Annotated in this window: 18 protein-coding genes; 11 read left to right on the top strand and 7 right to left on the bottom strand. The window is 63.5% G+C overall.

The genetic code is table 11. The annotated features are described in order from the left end of the window. Positions 1-143: 143 nt before the first annotated feature. Both ACSMXM_RS09185 and ACSMXM_RS09180 read left to right on the top strand, forming a co-directional pair. The gene (locus ACSMXM_RS09185) at positions 144-323 is read left to right on the top strand and encodes a hypothetical protein (protein ID WP_460315653.1); all 180 of its coding nucleotides are present in this window, start codon (positions 144-146) and stop codon (positions 321-323) included. A gap of 99 nt (positions 324-422) precedes the next feature. Next, on the top strand, positions 423-986 hold the full coding sequence (locus ACSMXM_RS09180; RefSeq protein WP_460315652.1) for a DUF421 domain-containing protein: 564 nt from the start codon (positions 423-425) through the stop codon (positions 984-986). Positions 987-1,141: 155 nt separating this feature from the next. On the opposite strand, the gene ACSMXM_RS09175 is transcribed toward ACSMXM_RS09180, so the two are convergent. From ACSMXM_RS09175 to uvrA, 5 genes are all read right to left on the bottom strand, one after another. Continuing rightward, a complete protein-coding gene (locus ACSMXM_RS09175) occupies positions 1,142-1,582 on the bottom strand; it encodes a ferritin-like domain-containing protein (protein WP_460315651.1) in 441 nt (146 codons plus the stop codon). Between the two features lie 132 nt (positions 1,583-1,714). Continuing rightward, positions 1,715-2,251, bottom strand: a complete 537-nt coding sequence (locus tag ACSMXM_RS09170) for a DUF2721 domain-containing protein (RefSeq protein ID WP_460315650.1) — start codon at positions 2,249-2,251, stop codon at positions 1,715-1,717. Positions 2,252-3,001: 750 nt separating this feature from the next. Next, positions 3,002-3,259 (bottom strand): BrnA antitoxin family protein, encoded by a 258-nt coding sequence (locus ACSMXM_RS09165; RefSeq protein WP_460315649.1) that lies wholly within the window; start codon positions 3,257-3,259, stop codon positions 3,002-3,004. Then, positions 3,219-3,491, bottom strand: a complete 273-nt coding sequence (locus ACSMXM_RS09160) for a BrnT family toxin (protein WP_460315648.1) — start codon at positions 3,489-3,491, stop codon at positions 3,219-3,221. The genes ACSMXM_RS09165 and ACSMXM_RS09160 overlap by 41 nt, the downstream gene beginning before the upstream one ends. Before the next feature lie 46 nt (positions 3,492-3,537). After that, positions 3,538-6,411 (bottom strand): excinuclease ABC subunit UvrA, encoded by a 2,874-nt coding sequence (uvrA, locus tag ACSMXM_RS09155; RefSeq protein ID WP_460315647.1) that lies wholly within the window; start codon positions 6,409-6,411, stop codon positions 3,538-3,540. A 196-nt stretch (positions 6,412-6,607) separates the two neighbouring features. Between uvrA and ACSMXM_RS09150 the strand changes: the two genes are divergently transcribed. The 4 genes from ACSMXM_RS09150 (at position 6,608) to ACSMXM_RS09135 (ending at position 10,960) form a co-directional block, all read left to right on the top strand. After that, positions 6,608-7,459, top strand: a complete 852-nt coding sequence (locus ACSMXM_RS09150; RefSeq protein WP_460315646.1) for a prepilin peptidase — start codon at positions 6,608-6,610, stop codon at positions 7,457-7,459. 155 nt (positions 7,460-7,614) lie between these two features. Then, positions 7,615-8,751 carry a GGDEF domain-containing protein gene (locus tag ACSMXM_RS09145; protein WP_460315645.1) on the top strand — a complete coding sequence of 379 codons (1,137 nt, stop codon included), beginning with the start codon at positions 7,615-7,617 and terminating at the stop codon, positions 8,749-8,751. Between the two features lie 705 nt (positions 8,752-9,456). Next, positions 9,457-10,164, top strand: a complete 708-nt coding sequence (locus tag ACSMXM_RS09140; RefSeq protein ID WP_460315644.1) for a TorF family putative porin — start codon at positions 9,457-9,459, stop codon at positions 10,162-10,164. Between the two features lie 40 nt (positions 10,165-10,204). Next, positions 10,205-10,960 carry a dienelactone hydrolase family protein gene (locus tag ACSMXM_RS09135; RefSeq protein ID WP_460315643.1) on the top strand — a complete coding sequence of 252 codons (756 nt, stop codon included), beginning with the start codon at positions 10,205-10,207 and terminating at the stop codon, positions 10,958-10,960. A gap of 6 nt (positions 10,961-10,966) precedes the next feature. On the opposite strand, the gene ACSMXM_RS09130 is transcribed toward ACSMXM_RS09135, so the two are convergent. Together ACSMXM_RS09130 and ACSMXM_RS09125 are read right to left on the bottom strand one after the other, a co-directional pair. Beyond that, a complete protein-coding gene (locus tag ACSMXM_RS09130) occupies positions 10,967-11,350 on the bottom strand; it encodes a DUF1622 domain-containing protein (RefSeq protein WP_460315642.1) in 384 nt (127 codons plus the stop codon). A gap of 118 nt (positions 11,351-11,468) precedes the next feature. After that, positions 11,469-11,951, bottom strand: coding sequence for a redoxin family protein (locus ACSMXM_RS09125; protein ID WP_460315641.1), 483 nt, complete (start codon positions 11,949-11,951; stop codon positions 11,469-11,471). 101 nt (positions 11,952-12,052) lie between these two features. Here ACSMXM_RS09125 and ACSMXM_RS09120 point away from each other — a divergent pair, with 101 nt between their 5' ends. The 5 genes from ACSMXM_RS09120 to ACSMXM_RS09100 all read left to right on the top strand — a co-directional run bounded on the left by ACSMXM_RS09120 (position 12,053) and on the right by ACSMXM_RS09100 (position 18,316). Further along, entirely contained in the window at positions 12,053-12,628 is a 576-nt protein-coding gene (locus tag ACSMXM_RS09120; protein ID WP_460315640.1) for a YqgE/AlgH family protein, read from the top strand. Positions 12,629-12,759: 131 nt separating this feature from the next. After that, positions 12,760-14,148, top strand: a complete 1,389-nt coding sequence (ahcY, locus tag ACSMXM_RS09115) for an adenosylhomocysteinase (RefSeq protein ID WP_460315639.1) — start codon at positions 12,760-12,762, stop codon at positions 14,146-14,148. Between the two features lie 207 nt (positions 14,149-14,355). Next, a complete protein-coding gene (locus ACSMXM_RS09110; protein WP_460315638.1) occupies positions 14,356-16,854 on the top strand; it encodes a PAS domain-containing sensor histidine kinase in 2,499 nt (832 codons plus the stop codon). After that, complete coding sequence (gene tsaE, locus ACSMXM_RS09105) at positions 16,851-17,294, top strand: tRNA (adenosine(37)-N6)-threonylcarbamoyltransferase complex ATPase subunit type 1 TsaE (RefSeq protein ID WP_460315637.1); 444 nt, start codon at positions 16,851-16,853, stop codon at positions 17,292-17,294. The genes ACSMXM_RS09110 and tsaE overlap by 4 nt, the downstream gene beginning before the upstream one ends. After that, the gene (locus ACSMXM_RS09100) at positions 17,279-18,316 is read left to right on the top strand and encodes an aminoglycoside phosphotransferase family protein (RefSeq protein ID WP_460315636.1); all 1,038 of its coding nucleotides are present in this window, start codon (positions 17,279-17,281) and stop codon (positions 18,314-18,316) included. Before tsaE ends, ACSMXM_RS09100 begins: the two co-directional genes overlap by 16 nt. The last annotated feature ends 23 nt before the right edge of the window (positions 18,317-18,339 follow it).

The raw sequence follows: 18,339 nt of genomic DNA, 5'->3' as shown, positions 1-18,339 counted from the left end.
CTGTGCGGTTCGGTGTCCGGTTCAGCTGTCCGGTTCGAATAGCCCTTATCCGCCACCTGTTTTTACCGCCCTGTCCAAAGTCGTACGAAACCTGCGCGCGGGCCACGGGTTGGAACGGCGACAGCCCAGTAAAGGATGTACCCATGACCGACGGCAAACCCACGAACCGATCCGACAGCGACCATGGCGGCAGCCCGACGCCGCGCGAGGATGTACGCAAGCATATGGAGAAACACGGACATGAGGATGACAGCGACGGCGATCTGTCCAGCGATCCGAAAGGCGAAGGCAAAATAGGCCAGCCGCACCCCAAGCGCCACTGACCGTGCGCGTCGACCGCACGACCCCGCCCGATGCCGCCTCCCCGCCCGATGGAACACCCGGTGAAAGGTTCATGACGAAGTAAGGAAGGCCCGCCCGCGATGGAGACAGACATCGAAACTTGGTTCAACAGCTGGGAACGGCTGTGGAGCATAGCGCAGGGGGCCGCGTTCTTTTTTGTTCTGATCGTCCTGCTGGTGCGCGTATTGGGCAAACGGACGACGGGCCAGATGAACAATTTCGACTGGATCATCACCGTCGCGGTCGGCAGCCTGGCCGCCAGCGGCATATTGCTGAAGGGGGTCAGCATATTGGATGCCACGCTGGCCATTTTGGTGCTGGGCGGCCTGCAATGGCTGACCACGGTGGGCGTTCTGAACAGCCGGATATTCCGCAAACTGGTGAAGGCCGATCCGCGCCTACTGGTCCACAAGGGCGTTTTGTTGAAACAGGCGATGCGGCGGGAACGGATCAGCGAAGCCGAGGTCTACTCTGTCCTGCGCCAGCATGGCTATACCAGCCCCGACGACGCCAATTGGGTGATATTGGAAACGGACGGTACGATGACCGTCGTCCCGCGCCAGGATCTGCACCTGAACGACGCGCGGCTGATGGCGGACGTTGAGGGCTGGCCCGAACCTGTGCGGCGGTCGAGCGCGGGCTGAGTCGCGCGCAAACACCTGCGCGCAGGGCGGCAAATGGGACGAGGTGCGGTGTCGGCAGGTGCCGGAGGGAGGGGGATGTCAGGCGACAGGCATATGCGCGGGCCACGGGCGGCGCGACAAACCTTTGCGCCGCGCCGCCCGGATGTCCGTGTGGATCAGTCGTACATGTCCTTCAGGCGGTCGGTCAGCTTTTCGCCCTCGATGATTTCATCATAGGCGCGCTGGACGATGGCGCGGGTTGCGGGGTCCAGATCGCCCTTGTCGAGCGCGTGCCAGAATTTCTGGCTGATATAATCCTCGCCCTCCTCGACGCGTTCGGCGGCGGCCTCGTCGGCATCCTCGAACAGATTGGCGATGGTGCTCCAGATGCGGTGAAGATCGCCCGTCACGGTGCCGTCGGTGGTGAGGGAGCCGCCCTGGCGCGCCACCTCTGACTTCAGCATGTCGACGGTGCGGCGGCGCTTTGCCGCCTGTTCGGTCAGGATGCGCTTCAGTTCGGGGGATTTCGCCTTTTGCGCGGCGAGTTCATAGCCCTTCACGCTGTCGATGGCGGTGTCGGTCAGGGTTTCCAGGGTCTTTGTGGATGCGGTGGTCATGTGCGCGTCTCCGGCTGTCATGGGGGTGCCGGGTGAACGAAGCGCGGGCGATTTCGCTCCGTGGGGCGCATGACGGGGTGCCGTGGGGCAAAGGCCGGGGGTGTGGGCGGAGTGGGCCTTAGCTGAGGGGCCTTAGCTGAGGCGCGGTCCGGCGCGGTCATCGGCGCGGTCTTCGGCGAGATTCACGGCAAGGTCTATGCGTACGCGGACGGAGCGGATGGCGATGCGGGTTTCCTGTAGAAACAGGACCAGGCCAACGACGATCAGGCCCATGGCGAGGATGAACAGGGCGGCAATAGCCAGGCCGATTTCCACACCGGCAAAGGAGGCGACGAACAGGACGCCGACGACCAGACAGACGCACAAGGCACTCGCAACGCAGCAATAAATGGCATAGTGCGACAGCGTCATGCGCGCCGACAGCGCCGGCAATTCCGCCAGCGCCCGTTCGCGCACATCGGGCGGCATCTGTTCATGCGTGGTTTCGATCACCCGCGACCGGTCGATTACGCGCGACAGGCGCGATGTGATGACGTTCAATAGCGCGCCAATGCCCGCGATCAGGAACACCGGCGCAATGGCCAGCTGTACCAGATGGCTGACACTGTCGATGCCGGTATTGGCCGCGAGCGTGGTCTCTATGAAGGGTATGCTGGGTATGGCGGGCATAGGAGGTATTTAGAACGTAGGGACGAGAACAGGAAGGATGGTGAACCAGGGGCAAAATGGACGCACTTGATGGCGACAACTCCGGACCCACGCTGATCCTTTTAGCATTCAGCAGGCGTAGCAACTGTCCGGCTTTGCATGGCTTGTGCTCATTTTTCGGCAAGCATTCAGAAAAAGTCTAGACATACCCTCCGAGTAAAAAAAACAGCAGTAGAGCGTCTGCGCATGCAAAAACAGCAAACTGCAACCAGAACAAGAACGGTTCCTGATTGCGGTAAACGGCTGAACCAGCGATACCAACATAACCTTTCACAAGAAAGAATATCAATAGTGTTGTGAGGATAATAAAGAATGCCCAGACCATATCAAAACCTACTTACATGCGTTAGGGACTGCTGTGAGCCCTGCGTTGTAGAGGGCATCAGTGGCAGCTTGCCTGAAGCGATCGGCGGAAGACCCGCGTCCTACGCCTGTGTTACCAGTCAGCTGTCCCGCTAGCTTACCGGCCGGAATCAACCCGCCCAAAGTTCTGCCAACATCCGAAGCGAACAGGGGGGGCATCCCCGGTTTGGAAACCATAGACACCACTAGCGCCTAGCTGGGGAGCGTTCAGCAACGGCTGCAAATACCGCCCCGCACAGCTGGCCTCTATTTTTACCACGTCCTCGGCTTGCCCGCCGCGACGACGGTGCCGCCGCCATTGCCGCCCTCTGGCCCCAACTCAACAAACCAATTAGCGGCCTTTCCCCGTCAAACCCCCAGTGCCGCCTTTCGCAGGTCCGCGTTCATGCGGGTTTGCCAGCCGGGGCCGGTGGCGCGGTAGGCGGCGAGAACCTCCTTATCGACCCGAAGTGAGATGCGTTCCTTGGTGCGGCCGCGCGGGCGGCCGGGACGGATGATCTGGTCACCGTGGCGGATTTCCGCACGCGCCCACTCTTCCTCCGCCCACTCCGGCGCGTCATCCGGGTCAACCCAGGTGCCGGGTGAATCTGGCCTGTTCTCGCTCATTGCATTTCCTCATCGATATGATGTGCCGCCCGGCGCCGCGTTCCGTCCAGACCAGCATCACCAGCCTACCTTTCAACAGGCCATAGGTCTGGTATCGCGTTTCGCCGTAATCTTGCCGGTCGTCCTCAATGGTCGCCGTCAGGCCGGCAAACACTTCGGCTGCATCCGCGAAATCCAACCCGCGTTCCGCCAGCGTCTTTGCGCGCTTGGCAGGATCATAGCTAACACGCATCAATAAATGTATGTACAAATATTAGCGTGGTCAAGATTGCCGGCCATTATTCCGCCGCCGCCTTCGCCTCAGCGGTTTCCAAGAGCGGCGCCAGATACCGCCCCGTATAGCTTGCCTCTATTTTCACCACGTCCTCGGGCTTGCCCGCCGCGACGACGGTGCCGCCGCCATTGCCGCCCTCTGGCCCCATGTCGACGATCCAGTCGGCGGTCTTGATCACCTCCAGATTATGTTCGATGACGATGACGCTGTTGCCCTGTTCGACGAGGGCGTGCAGCACCTCTAGCAATTTGCGTACATCCTCGAAATGCAGGCCGGTCGTCGGCTCGTCCAGGATGTAGAGGGTGCGGCCGGTGGCGCGTTTCGACAGCTCCTTTGCCAGTTTGACGCGCTGCGCCTCTCCGCCCGACAGGGTGGTCGCCTGTTGCCCGACCTTTACATAGCCCAGGCCCACCTCCTCCAGCATGGCCATCTTGTCGCGAATGGGCGGGACGGCGGCAAAGGCGGCGTGGGCATCCTCCACCGTCATGTCCAGCACATCGGCGATGGACAGCCCCTTCCACTTTACCTCCAAAGTTTCGCGGTTGTAGCGCGCGCCCTTGCACACGTCGCAGGTGACATAGACATCGGGCAGGAAGTGCATTTCGATCTTTATGACGCCGTCGCCCTTGCACGCCTCGCACCGGCCGCCCTTTACGTTGAAGGAGAAGCGGCCGGGCTTGTAGCCGCGGGTCTTTGATTCCGGCAGGCCGGCGAACCAGTCGCGGATCGACGTGAACGCGCCGGTATAGGTCGCCGGGTTCGACCGCGGCGTGCGGCCGATGGGCGACTGATCGATGTCGATGACCTTGTCGAGATGTTCCAGACCCTTCAGCCCCTCATGCGGCCCCATGGGCACGCGGGCGCCGTTCAGCGCGCGCGCGGCGGCGGGGTACAGCGTGTCGATGACGAAGCTGGACTTGCCCGAACCCGACACGCCGGTAACGCAGGTGAAGGTGCCGAGCGGGATCTTTACATCCACATTCTGCAGATTGTTGGCGGTCGCGCCTGTCAGGCGGAGGGACTTGCCATTGCCCTTGCGGCGCTTGGGCGGCAGCGGGACCGCGCGGCGGCCGGACAGATAGGCGCCGGTCACGCTCTCCTCGCTGGCGAGAATGTCCTCCAGCGTGCCCTGCGCGATGATGCGGCCGCCATGGACGCCCGCGCCCGGGCCTATGTCGACGATATAGTCGGCGGTGCGGATCGAATCCTCGTCATGTTCGACGACCAGGACAGTATTGCCCAGGTCGCGAAGGCGGCGGAGGGTTTCAAGCAGGCGGTCATTGTCCCGCTGATGCAGGCCGATGGACGGCTCATCGAGGACGTAAAGCACGCCCGACAGGCCGCTGCCGATCTGGCTGGCGAGGCGGATGCGCTGTGACTCGCCGCCGGACAGGGTGCCGGATTTGCGGTCGAGGTTCAGATAGTCGAGGCCGACATTGTCGAGGAAGCCGAGGCGCTCGGTGATTTCCTTCAACACCTGGCGGGCGATCTCGTTCTGCTGGTCCGTCAGCTTTTCGGGCAGGGCGCGCGACCAGGCCAGCGCCTGATCGATGGGCAGGCGGCTGATGTCGCTGATCGGGTCGCCGTCGATCTTTACCGCCAGCGCCTGCGGACGCAGGCGCGCGCCGTCGCACACCTCGCACGGGGCGGCGGACTGGAAGCGGGTCAGCTCCTCCCGCATCCACGAGGATTCCGTGCTGGCCAGGCGGCGCTCCATATTGTGGATGACGCCCTCGAACGGCTTTTTCACGTCATAGGATTTGCGGCCGTCCTGAAAGCTGAGCGTGATCGGCTTTCCCTTTGTGCCGAGGAGGACCATGTCGCGCGCATCCTGGGGCAGATCCTCCCACGGGGTGGCGAGGTCGAAGCCGCCCGCCTTCGCCACGGATTTCAGCACCTGCATATAATAGGGGGAGGGCGGCTGCGATTTCGCCCAGGGGACGACGGCGCCCTTTTGCAGGCTGAGCTTTGTGTTGGGGACGATCAGGTCAGGGTCGAAATAGGGCTTTTCGCCAATGCCGTCGCATGCCGGGCAGGCGCCATGCGGCGAGTTGAACGAGAACAGGCGCGGCTCGATTTCGGGAATGGTGAAGCCGGAAACGGGGCAGGCGAATTTCTGGCTGAACAGAACGGCATCCCGGGGCGGGTCGCCCTCCTTCACCACGGGTTCCGCAATGGCGAGGCCGTCGGCCAGCGACAGGGCGGTTTCCAGGGAATCGGCAAGGCGGCTTTCAATGCCGGACTTCACGACGATGCGGTCGACGACGATTTCGATGTCGTGCTTGAATTTCTTGTCGAGTTTCGGCGCATCCTCAATGGCGTAGATCTCGCCATTTACCTTCACGCGCTGAAAGCCGGCGGCCTGCCATTCGGCGAATTCCTTGCGATATTCGCCCTTTCGCCCGCGCACGACGGGGGCGAGCAGCAGCAGGCGCGTGCCGTCCGGTTCCGACATGATGCGGTCGACCATCTGGCTGACCTGCTGCGTTTCGATGGGGAGGCCCGTGGCCGGGCTGTAGGGAATGCCGATGCGCGCCCATAACAGGCGCATATAGTCGTAAATTTCGGTGACGGTCGCGACGGTGGAGCGCGGGTTCTTCGACGTCGTCTTCTGCTCGATGGAAATGGCGGGGCTGAGGCCCTCTATATGGTCCACATCGGGCTTCTGCATCAGTTCCAGAAACTGGCGCGCATAGGCGCTGAGGCTCTCGACATAGCGGCGCTGCCCCTCTGCATAGATGGTGTCGAACGCCAGCGAGGATTTGCCGGAGCCGGACAGGCCCGTCATCACGATCAGGCTGTCGCGCGGCAGATCGATGTCCACGTCCTTAAGATTGTGCTCGCGCGCGCCGCGCACCGATATCGTCGTCAAGGCCATGAGGTGTAGGTTTCCGGTTTGTTCTGGTCAGCTGGAACTAGCGCCTGCCAGCGCCGCGGGGAAGAGCAGAGGTGGGGATTGGCTGCTGCTTAGTCAAAGGCCGGTGCCAGGAAACGACCGCCGCCTGTATTCGGCGCACGGCCATCGCGCCCGCGCCCTCTTGTGAACGGACGCATCCCGCGCTTTGCAGTGCAGGATGACAGGCGTTGCAATCATCTTGGCGGGACTGGGGCTGCTGATCGGCAGCTTCATCGGGGTCGTCGTGGAGCGGTGGCCGCGTGGGGAGGGCTTTGCGCGGGGGCGGTCGCGGTGCGATGGCTGTGGCCGCACGCTGAACGCGGCGGAGATGGTGCCGCTGTTGTCCTGGCTGTGGCTGAGGGGGCGGTGCCGTACATGCGGCGCGCGGGTTTCGCCGCTGTTGCCGTTGCTGGAGATCGGCGCGGCGGCGATTGGCGGCATTGTGGGCATCACGCTGGAGGGGCTGCCCGGCGCAGCTGGCGGCGCGGAGGGGTGGCTGCATCCGGCCTGGCTGGCGGCGGTGTCGGTGCATATGGCGTGGTTGGTGCCAGTGTCGCTGCACCTGGCATGGGCGCCGTTCGGATGGGCGCTGCTGTGCCTGGCGGCGCTGGATTACCGAGCGATGTGGCTGCCGGACAGGCTGACCCTGCCGCTGCTGGCATTGGGCCTGCTGATCGGCGCGGCAAAGGGGCAGGCGGTGCTGGCGCTGGCGGGCGCAGGAATCGGCTGGGCGCTGCTGGTGCTGGTAGGCGGGCTGTACGAACGCGCGCGCGGCCGCGCGGGACTGGGCGGCGGCGATCCGAAATTGCTGGCGGCGATCGGCGCCTGGCTGGGGCCGGGGGCGCTGCCGCTGGTCATCGTCGCCGCCTCTGTGGCCGGACTTGGCGTCGCAATGTCCATGAAAGTCGCGGGTCATGAGGTCGGCGGGGCCACTCGGATGCCCTTCGGTACACTGCTCGCCCTAGGGGCGGGCGGGTATTTTATCGCTCTGGTACTGGGGGGAGCGCCGGCGTTTTCGATTTTGGGGTGACGTGGCAGAACGTGGGGTGAGGTGGCCGAACGTCGGCGCGGCAGGCGGCGGTCCATGTGGGGGCATTAGGAAAAATTAAGGATACGCAGCCAGAGACGGGGCATCGGCCTCGTATTGCCGGTGATTTTGGCGCGCCATTGAAGCGAACTTATGATGTGAGCATTTTCACCCTATTCGCTGCGAACGTTCTTGTCCTGATCGTCACGGCCTTCGCATTCGGGGCCGCCTGGCATGGCCAGACCGGCAGGCTTTATTGGCCCTCCTGGATTGTGGCGAACGTCATGCTGGTCGCGGCCCTCCTGCTGCTGATGTTCGCGCCCAGTAGTCGGGCGGGCCTTGCCATCGCCCTTGGCAATTGCCTGCTGGTGGCCGGATTCGGTTTTCGATGGCGCGCGGCGCGCCAGTTTGCGATGCGACCTGCACCCCTTGCGCCGACATTGGCGCCGGCCCTGCTGGCGGTGGGCCTGTTCGCGTTGCCGGACCTGGTGGATTATCGTGCCACCTACACGGCCATCAACATGATGCTGACGGTGCAGGCGCTGGCGACCGGATATGAATTCTGGCGCGACAGGCGGGATGGCCTGCCCTCCCGCTACGGTCTGGTCCTGACCTATTGCCTGATCGCCGCGTCGTTCGCCGCGCGCGTGGCACAGGGCCTGGTCATCACCCATGATTTCGGCAGCTATTTGCCGCAGGACCTCATGCTGGAGATCCATCTTTACGTGGCGCTGATCTATACGACGGGCAGCGCCGCCTTTCTGTTGTCGCTGGTTTATGAGCGTGGCGCGCTCGACCTGCGGCGGGCGGCCCTGACCGATCCGCTGACCGCGCTGCCCAACCGCCGTGCATTCGAAGCGCGGCTGGAGAAACATATTGCCGAAGACGACCGCAACTTCGCCGTCATTCTGATCGACATCGACCATTTCAAGGCGGTGAACGACCGCTATGGACATGCTTCTGGCGATACGGCCCTGCGCGCCTGTGCCCATATATGCGCGCAGCAATTGCGTCCCTGCGACTTCATCGCCCGGATAGGCGGCGAGGAGTTCGCCGCCGTTCTGCCGGACGCCGATGCCGCCAGCGCCTATGCCGCGACCGATCGGATCCGTAGCGCCGTCGAGGCCTGCCACATCACCTCGCACGGGCAGACATTTAGACTGACCCTGAGCGCCGGAATGGTTCATGCCGCACATTGCGGCGGCGGCTTCGACGATCTGATGCGAAAGGCGGATGCCGCGCTGTACCGCGCAAAAGGCGGAGGCCGAAACAGGATCGAACAGGCGGCCGCATAGATTCGCCGCCTGAACCGGTTTGCGGTGCCCGGCAGCCGCACGACGTCACGGCGGTCGCGATTCTGAAATAGTTTGTCACATTCGCGGCAGGGCTGGGAAACAGGGCAGTTCCTATATCGCTATTGTCCGCACAGGACGGCCTGCCCGAAGCGCGCCCGGTCAACCGACGCACGAATTCCTGGCGGCGGCGCGCGCAAACACCATCGATTCGTGCCCGCCGGCGTCTGCCCTAGCGTTTATTACACGGCCGCTGCGGCCACACGAACATATCGCTGATGAAATCAGCCCCTTGGCTTTGGCAGGGCCTTGAACGAAATTGAGAAGAAATCGGAGATTTTATGAAGTTAGTTCTATTGTGTTTTGCAGGGCTTAGCCTGACCGCATGTGCCGGGTCCCCCCTTTCCAATTCTGCCGAAAACCGCGCCCAGTTGAATTCAAGTTCGGAGCGGACCTATTCGAAGTGCATGTGGACGAAGCCGCGCTGTGCGCCCGGCCTCGCGCGAACACCGGGCGCATAACGCCCCCCTCCAAATTATCCTTGGCATGAGCAGTTAGGCCGATAAGCGGGCGAAACGCTGAAGCGCGGAGATACTGACGGGCCGTCAGATCCTGCGACTTTTCGAACCTTTGCATGCCAAGGAGGAGAGGCCCATCCCCCGTTCCACATTCATCCCATCGCTCGCCGCACTTTGCGGCGGCAGCGCCATGGCGCTGGCCCTTGCCGGGTTTCCCGCGGCGGCGCAGTCCTCCACCCTGGTATCTGCCGAAGTGATGACGGATTACAGGGTGCGAGGATTGAGCTGGAGCGACGGTGAGACGACGGCGCAGGGCTATGTCGGTCTGCCCATATCGTCCCGACTGGATGCCTCTATCACGGCCACGGCGCTGCGCGAGTCCAGCCGCCACAGTGGCAGTGATGCCGGAGTCGATCTGGCGGCCTATTATGGCGACCGTGCCGGGCTGTTCGACTGGTATGGCGGTGTCGTCGGACATTTGTTCGCGGGCGCAGAGGGATCCATGGACTATGCCGAAGTCCGCGCGGGCGGCAGCGTGACGCTGGGGCCGGCGGCCGTGGACGTGTCGGCATCCTATGCGCCCTCGCAGGACGCCATTGGCGGCAGCAACCTCTATGGCCGTATCGGCGCACAAGCCGGCATCTGGGGCAGTCCCATCACCTTTCGCGGGCATGTCGGCAGATCCACCGGATCGGTTGACGATCCGGTGCGGGCAAATCGCTTGCGCCCCGGCGGCGATTATACCGACTGGTTATTGGGCGCAGATTATGTGCTGGGGCCTTTCCTTTTCGGTCTGGCCTATACCGACACCGACATCGATGCCTCCGAAGCGGTCCCGGCTGGACTTGGCCGCGATGCGGGTTCACGTATCGTTGCGCGCGCGCGGTTCGATTTCTAGACCTTAGCTATCGGCGCGAAAGCTTTGAGAGGAGCCTGATATGCCGAGCGAGAAAGTGACCATCCGAACGCGGGATGGCGAATGTCCCGTGCATGTGATGATTCCTGCCGGTGCCGCCGGTGCGGGCGAGTGGCCTGCCGTGATCCTCTACATGGACGCGGGCGGCATACGGCCCGGCATTGCCGCCATGGCACAGCGTCTGGCGGATGCGGGATATATCGTGCTGCTGCCTGACCTGTTCTATCGCTATGGCCATTATGACCCCTTTGTGCCCGCAGAGGTTTTCGCCGGCGACATGCGCGCGATCCTGGGGCCGCTGATGGCGACGACGGGCAATGACAAGTCCGCCGAAGATACCGGGTCGCTGCTGACCTATCTGGACACGCGCGCCGATGTGAAGGGGCGCAGGATTGGCGCGGTGGGGTTCTGCATGGGCGGTGGCATGGCCATCGTCGCTGCTGGCACCTACCCGGATCGCTTTGCGGCGGTGGCAAGCTTTCACGGCGGCAATCTGGCGACCGACGCGCCGACCAGTCCGCATTTGTGGGCATCGCACCTGTCGGCGGAAGTCTATGTCGCCGCCGCGGAGAACGATAATAGCTATCCGCCCGAGATGGCCGAACGGTTTGAAAAGGCGCTGGCCGATGCGGGCGTGTCCTATGCCACCGACACCTATCCGGCCGCGCATGGCTGGATGATGCCGGATTTTCCTGTGTATGACGAGGCCTCCGCCGAGCGGGGCTGGGAGGAAATGCTGGCGCTGTTCGAGCGGGCGCTGGGCGACGCGACTGAGTAGCGCGCCTTAGCGCTTTTCCACCTGATGCTTCTTTGACGCGGCGGCGGCTCGTTGCCACGGCCAGCAACCCTCTATCTCTGTTTCGAGGGAAAAGCTGAGGAAGGTCCGGATGACGACGATCGCACCCAGAAGGCCGACACTTTCATAGCTGAGGGGGGCGGTGATGGTGGCGATGATATCGGCACCGACGAGAAGCTCCAGCCCCAGAAGGATGCCGCGGCCCAGGTTCGAGCGGTAACGGTCATAGGCATCGCGCCAGTCACCGGACTGCCGACCCTGCACCACATAAGCGCCGCTGGACAACAGGATGCTGATCAAGATGACGGCGACGCCGGCAAGCTCTATCAGCTTGGCGATCTGCCCGACGATACCATGGACCTGGTCGATCATCATGGATCGTAAACAAAGGGCCGCCGGGCGTTGTTCCGCACGGCGCGCGGGATCGTGGCCCCGATCACGCGGGTTAATGATGACCGGGCAACCATCGGGCTGCCCGGTCAAAAGCGCATTAAAGCTGCGAAAGCATGTGTTCCGCGCTTGAGACGCGGAAGTCGCCGGGCGCCTCTACGTTCAGTTCCGAAACAACGCCGTCCTTGACGATCATGGAATAGCGCTGCGAGCGCTTGCCCATGCCAAAGCCCGAGGCGTCCATGGTCAGGCCAAGCGCCTCCGTGAAATCGCCATTGCCGTCGGCCAGCATCGTGACCTTCTGCCCGGCATCGGCGCTTTTGCCCCAGGCATCCATGACGAACGCGTCATTGACGCTGACGCAGGCGATTTCGTCGACGCCGCTGGATTTCAATTCGTCGGCCTTGCTTACATAACCGGGCAGGTGCTTTGCGCTGCAGGTCGGCGTGAAGGCGCCGGGAACGGCAAACAGGGCAACCGTACGACCGGCAAAGAATTCGCCCGTTTCGACGGGGCGTGGCCCTTCTTCAGTCATTTTCGTGAGTTTGGCAGCAGGTATCTTGTCACCGACGTTGAGGGGCATTGTCATCTCCTTTGTTGGAACAGGGTCACGCATATTCCATCGCACGTTGCGCGGCATGGTTCCACCTTGGCGAATGCGGCAGGGCGCTTATGTTAACCCTGATGACACAAACCACACCTGCGCCGCCGCCCTTTCTGTCCGGACAGTTCCTGTTGTCTATGCCGGGGATGGGGGACGAAAGGTTTTCCCGCGCCGTCATCGCGATGTGCGCGCATGACGACGATTCGGCGCTGGGCATCGTCATCAATCATATTCGCGGCGACGTCGACGCGCGCGGCCTGATGGATCAACTGGACATCGATCATTCGGGCATGGACGACGCCCCGGTCTATGCCGGCGGGCCGGTGGAGCCGCAGCGCGGATTCGTCCTGCATTCCACGGATTATGAGGGACAGGGCACGCTGAATGTCGCGGGGCGCTGGGCGCTGACAGCGACGCTGGACATATTGCGCGACATCGGCGCGGGTAACGGTCCGGCGCAATGGCTGATCGCGCTGGGCTATACCGGCTGGGGCGAGGGGCAATTGGAACGGGAACTGACGCAGCATGGCTGGATGAGCGTGGAGGGCGACGGTGGCATCATGTGGAACACCCATGTCGCCGACCGCTGGCCGCGCGCGTTCGAAAGCGCGGGTATCGATGTGTCGCTGCTGTCCGCCACCAGCGGGCGAGCCTAGCCCAGGCCTGTTCCACGATGCCGGGCGCAAGCGTTCCGGCAAGGATATAAAGCAATCTTTATATTTGCCCCCGCGTCCGGCGGCTCCTATGGTCGCGCCATATGCAATTCTCGACTGACAGGAGCGCCGAAATGGCCGAAGACTATATTATTTCCGATATCAACCTGGCCGAATATGGCCGCCGCGAACTGGACATTGCCGAAACCGAAATGCCCGGCCTGATGGCGACGCGGGAGGAATATGGCGAGGCAAAGCCGCTGAAGGGCGCGCGTATCGCCGGCTGCCTGCACATGACCATTCAGACGGCTGCGCTGATCGAAACGCTGACGGCGCTGGGCGCGGAAGTCCGCTGGGCATCGTGCAACATCTATTCGACGCAGGACCATGCCGCCGCCGCCATCGCCGCGACGGGCGTGCCGGTCTTTGCCAAGAAGGGCGAGACGCTGGCGGAATATTGGGAATATGTGGACCAGATTTTCCAGTGGGGCGACGATCCCTGCAATCTGATCCTGGACGATGGCGGCGACGCCACCGGGTACGTCATCTGGGGCGCGCGCATGGAAGCGGGCGAAGAGATGCCCGCGCCGGGGAACGAGGAAGAGGAAGAGATGCAGAAGGTGCTGAAAAAGCGCCTGAAGGAGTCGCCGGGCTTCTTCACCAAGCTGCGCGATTCCATCAAGGGCGTCTCTGAAGAAACGACGACCGGCGTGCTGCGCCTGTACGGCCTTGCCAAGAAGGGCAAGCTGCCCTTCCCGGCGATCAACGTAAATGACAGCGTCACCAAGTCGAAGTTTGACAATAAATATGGCTGCAAGGAATCGCTGGTCGACGGCATTCGCCGTGGTACCGACGTGATGATGGCGGGCAAGGTCGCTGTTGTCGCCGGTTATGGCGATGTCGGCAAGGGCTCCGCCGCCAGCCTGCGCGGCGCCGGTGCGCGCGTGATGGTGACGGAAATCGATCCGATCTGCGCCCTGCAGGCGGCGATGGACGGCTATGCCGTGACGACGATGGAAGAAGCGGCACCGTTCGCCGACATCTTCGTGACGACGACCGGCAATAAGGACGTCATCACCATCGACCATATGCGCGCGATGAAGGACATGGCGATCGTCGGCAATATCGGCCATTTCGACAATGAAATTCAGGTCGGCAAGCTGGCCAATCTGGAACATGTCGAAGTGAAGCCGCAGGTGGACATGTACACCTTCCCCGACGGCAAGCGCATGCTGCTGCTGTCGCAGGGGCGCCTGCTCAACCTGGGCAATGCGACGGGGCACCCGAGTTTCGTCATGTCGGCTAGCTTTACCAACCAGGTGCTGGCGCAGATCGAATTGTGGACCAAGGGCGACAATTACGAGAACCAGGTCTATGTGCTGCCCAAGCATCTGGACGAGAAGGTCGCCCGCCTGCACCTTGAGAAGCTGAACGTGAAGCTGAGCGAGCTGTCGCAGGAACAGGCCGACTATATCGGCGTGCCCGTCAACGGGCCGTTCAAGGCGAATGAATATCGCTATTAATGGCTGAGCCGCCCTGTCGATAAGGGCATCTCTGCCAAGGAATGGGCGGCGGCACCGATGGTGTCGTCGCCCATTTCGTTTCAATGGGGTGCCGAGCGGGGGAGAGTCAGTGGGAGTCAGGGGGAAGAGGCGATGGGGGTTTCATCATAGCCGCGCCCTGTCAGCAGTTTGTTGTACGCCGGGCGATGCTCCGATAGGGAAACAGGCGTGTCGCGCGCCCTCCTTTATCCGGTGATTGCCGCCAGCGTGTCGAGCGCCGTCCCGGCGAGCGCTCTGGCGGCGTTGCCTGAAAATTTCCAGGTTACCGGGCCGACGTCGGCGGCGCTGATCGTCGCCGCGGCGTGGCTGCTGATCGCGGTGTGGGCGGTGATCCGGTCCGCGCGGATACGTGCGCAGGCGGAAACGGCACAGGCCTGGGGATTGCGCCTGCGCGGCCTGTTGTCGACCCTGCCGGTCGCCTATCTGATTTCAGGCGATGGGGGGCGTGTAACAGCTTCGGATTCGCTGCGTTCCTGGCTGGGCATCGATCATCGCGTGACGAAGCTGTCGGAACTTGCCCCGGCGCAGCGCGACGCGCGCCGGGCGACCGGCCTGGACAGCGAAAGCTATGCGGCCCTGGGAGCGGCGATTGCTGCCGCCGCCGTGTCAGGCCAGCCATTCGTTCTGAGAATGAAAACCGCCGACGGCGCGCGCCGCCTGCAGGCCACGGGACGTGCCGCGCCGCCGGAGGTGGCGGGGGATCGCGGCGTTACCGTATGGTTTGCCGACACGACCGAAACCGATCGGCAACGGAACGAGGCCGAGGCGAGATCCGCTGAGCAATTGGCGCGTTCGGAGGCCGCGCTGGCGATCCTGGCGGTCGCGCCCGTGCCGGTCTGGCGACGGGCCGCCGACCTGCGTCTGGTTCAGGTCAACGAAGCCTATGGCCGCGCCGTGGAGGCCGAGAGCCCCGACGCAGCGGTCGCCGAACAGGCGGAACTGCTGACCGGATCGCTGTCCATGACGCCGAAGGCTGCCGCGCAGGCCGCACTGGAAGAGGGCAGCGTCCAGGTGCGCGAGGAAACCACGGTCATTGGCGGCGAACGCCGTCGTCTGCGCATTGCCGAAATGCCGCTGCCATCGGGTGAAGTCGCGGGACTGGCCCTCGACATCACGGAGCGGGAAGAGGCGCGCGCGGAGCGGGATCGCTTTGCCGAGGCGCAGTCCTACATGGTTGCGCGCCTGTCGGCGGGCGTGGCGCAGTTCAATGCCGAACGGCAACTGGTCACAGCCAATGCCGCGTTTCAGCGAATATTCCGCATCGACGACGACATGCTGGAGAAGAAGCCGGAATTCGGCCGGGTGCTGGAGCGCATGCGGGAGGCACGGCGCCTGCCGGAGCAGCGCGATTTTCCCAATTGGATGGCGGAACGGCGCGGCTGGTTCCTGTCGGCGGATGCGGGGATCGAGGAAACCTGGGTGTTGCCGGACAATATGGTGCTGCGCGTCCTCGCTCAGCCCGCGCCCGATGGCGGTCTGCTGCTGATCTTCGAGGATCAGTCGGAGCGGCTGCGCCTCGCCTCCTCCCGCGATCAGCTGATCCGGGTGCAGGACGCGACGCTGCAGAATCTGCAGGAGGCGCTGGCGGTTTTCGGCGTCAATGGCCGGCTGCAGTTCCACAACCGGGCATTTCGCGATCTGTGGGACGTGCCGGAAAAGCTGCTGTCCGAGAATCCCCACGTCGATGCACTGTTCCAGGAAAGCCAGATCGGCGTTGTCGAGGGCGAGGTGGCAGAGATCATGCGAGAGCTGATCAACCTGTCGACCGACGGCCGGATCGAGCGTTCCGGCCGGCTGGAACTGACCGACGGGCGCTATCTGCGCTTTGCCGCTGTCCCCCTGCCGGACGGGAACGCGCTGTTTACCTTCATCGACGTGACCGATGCGGAACGTATCGAGCTGGCGCTGCGGGATCGCAACGAGGCGCTGGAGGCAGCGGACGCCGCGAAGAGCCGCTTCGTCGAGAGCATGTCCTATGAATTGCGCACGCCGCTGACCGCCATCGCCGGGTTCGCAGAGCTTCTGGAATTGGGCATTGCGGGCGAACTGAAGCAGAAGCAGGCCGACTATGTCGCCTCTATCCGGACGAGCGCGGAGCGGCTGCGCGTGATGATAAACGGCATTATCGATCTGGCCGTCAGCGATGCCGAGGGGCTGGCGCTTGACAGCGAGGATGTCGATATTCGCGCGCTGATCGACAGCGTCGCGGCGATGTCAGCATCCAACGCGGCGGATCGCGGCGTGGAATTTTCGGTGAAGCAGCAAGATGATCTCGGCAGCGTCCTGGGCGATTCCGTCCGCCTGCAGCAGGCAGTCTATAATCTGGTATCGAACGCATTGCGGTTCACGCCGCAGGGCGGGCATGTCGGCATTTCGGCGAAAGGCGACGCAGACGGCGTCCAGATTTCGGTGCGCGATACCGGCATCGGCATTCCCGAAGAGGAGCATGAGGCCATATTCGAGCGGTTCCGCAAGGGATCGAACGCAGGTGCGAGCCAGGGGGTCGGGCTGGGCCTGTCGCTGGTACGCGAAATCGTGACGCTGCACGGCGGAACGCTCATGCTGAAATCCGCCCCGGGGGAAGGGACGGAGATTTCCATGCATCTGCCGCGGCGGATGGAGCTGCCCCCGGTGACCCGGCCTATCGTGACCGGAGGGATCATTTGAAGTTCGAAAGCGAGGCGGAGCAGGAGAGGTTCGGCAGAAAATTGGGCGCGCTGCTGCGGCCCGGCGATGTCGTCACGCTGTCAGGGCCATTGGGGGCGGGCAAGACCGTTCTGGCGCGGGGAATGCTGCGCGGCGCCGGGCATGAGGGAGAGGTGCCCAGTCCGACCTTTACCCTGGTACAGCCATATGAGGATGCGGCGCTGCTGCTGCCGATATGGCATGCCGACCTGTACCGGCTGGATGATCCCGGGGAGGTGCCCGCGCTGGCGCTGGACGAGGTGCTGGAGGACGGCGCGCTGATCGTCGAATGGCCGGAACGGGCCGGTAGCCTGCTGCCCGGCCCGGCGCTTGCCCTGACCCTCACCGGGACGGGCGCCGAACCACGGCGGTTGACAGCCGACGTGCCGCCCGATTGGGAGCGCCGATGGGCCACAATCTAGACCTGCCCGCCGCGGCGCCCGCATTTTTGCAGCGCACGGGGTGGGACGCCGCCAAGATGACGGAATTCAGCGCCGACGCCGCGTTCCGGCGCTATTTCCGGCTTGCCCGTCCCGTCGGCGCGGGCGGCAAGGAAACCGCCATATTGATGCATGCGCCCAATCCGTCGGAACGATCCGAATGGTTCGTCGAAATGGCGGAAGAAATACGCGCCCGCGGCATGAGCGGCCCGGCGATCTATGCAAAGGACATGAGACACGGCCTGATCCTGCTGGAGGATCTGGGAACCGCGCAATATTTCCTGCACCTGCAATCCTGTGCGGTGGAGCAGGAGCATGAACTTTACGCGGCCGCGACCGATGTTCTGGTGGCGCTGCACGCAAAGCCGATGCCGGCGCGGCTGGGGTCCGTGGAGATCGATCAATATAGCGATGCGCGCATGGTGAAGGAGGCGGAGCTGCTGCTGGACTGGCACTGGCCGGAACTTGCCGGGACCGAAGCCCCGCCGGAGTTGAGAGAGAGTTATGCAGCGGCGTGGCAAGCGGTTCTGCCGGCCGGTCACTATGCGGACGATCGCATGGTGCAGCTGGATTATCATTCGCCCAATCTGATGTGGCTGCCGCAGCGGGACGGCGCGCGGCGCGTCGGCATATTGGATTTTCAGGACGCGATGCGCGGGCCTGCCGCCTATGATCTGGTATCGCTGTTACAGGATGCGCGGCGCGACGTTGCGGATGGCGTGGAGGCGGCAATGATTGCCCGCTATCTGGCGGCGGCGGATCTGGACGAGGAGGCGTTTCGCGCGAGCTATGCCGTGATGGGCGCGCAGCGGGCCGCACGTATATTGGGGGTGTTCGTCAGGCTGTGGCGGCGCGACGCGAAACCCGGCTATTTGCAGCATGTGCCGCGGTTATGGGCGCATCTCGACACAAACCTTATGCACCCCGCCCTGCAGCCGCTAAGGGCGTGGTTCGATGACAATCTGCCGCGGTCGATGCGCCGCGAATTCGACCCAGTCCGGTAAGGAATGCGAATGCCGTCCAGCAA

The organism is Pacificimonas sp. ICDLI1SI03 (assembly GCF_054740865.1).
This window is presented reverse-complemented; position numbering and strand designations above follow the sequence as displayed.

Coding starts and splice junctions, on each gene's coding strand:
- ACSMXM_RS09130 (WP_460315642.1), bottom strand. CDS start 11,350: ATGATCGACCAGGTCCATGGTATCGTCGGGCAGATCGCCAAGCTGATA.
- ACSMXM_RS09150 (WP_460315646.1), top strand. CDS start 6,608: ATGACAGGCGTTGCAATCATCTTGGCGGGACTGGGGCTGCTGATCGGC.
- ACSMXM_RS09100 (WP_460315636.1), top strand. CDS start 17,279: ATGGGCCACAATCTAGACCTGCCCGCCGCGGCGCCCGCATTTTTGCAG.
- ACSMXM_RS09125 (WP_460315641.1), bottom strand. CDS start 11,951: ATGCCCCTCAACGTCGGTGACAAGATACCTGCTGCCAAACTCACGAAA.
- ACSMXM_RS09180 (WP_460315652.1), top strand. CDS start 423: ATGGAGACAGACATCGAAACTTGGTTCAACAGCTGGGAACGGCTGTGG.
- ACSMXM_RS09140 (WP_460315644.1), top strand. CDS start 9,457: ATGGCGCTGGCCCTTGCCGGGTTTCCCGCGGCGGCGCAGTCCTCCACC.
- ACSMXM_RS09135 (WP_460315643.1), top strand. CDS start 10,205: ATGCCGAGCGAGAAAGTGACCATCCGAACGCGGGATGGCGAATGTCCC.
- ACSMXM_RS09170 (WP_460315650.1), bottom strand. CDS start 2,251: ATGCCCGCCATACCCAGCATACCCTTCATAGAGACCACGCTCGCGGCC.
- ACSMXM_RS09175 (WP_460315651.1), bottom strand. CDS start 1,582: ATGACCACCGCATCCACAAAGACCCTGGAAACCCTGACCGACACCGCC.
- ACSMXM_RS09160 (WP_460315648.1), bottom strand. CDS start 3,491: ATGCGTGTTAGCTATGATCCTGCCAAGCGCGCAAAGACGCTGGCGGAA.
- ACSMXM_RS09165 (WP_460315649.1), bottom strand. CDS start 3,259: ATGAGCGAGAACAGGCCAGATTCACCCGGCACCTGGGTTGACCCGGAT.
- ACSMXM_RS09185 (WP_460315653.1), top strand. CDS start 144: ATGACCGACGGCAAACCCACGAACCGATCCGACAGCGACCATGGCGGC.
- ACSMXM_RS09120 (WP_460315640.1), top strand. CDS start 12,053: ATGACACAAACCACACCTGCGCCGCCGCCCTTTCTGTCCGGACAGTTC.
- ahcY (WP_460315639.1), top strand. CDS start 12,760: ATGGCCGAAGACTATATTATTTCCGATATCAACCTGGCCGAATATGGC.
- uvrA (WP_460315647.1), bottom strand. CDS start 6,411: ATGGCCTTGACGACGATATCGGTGCGCGGCGCGCGCGAGCACAATCTT.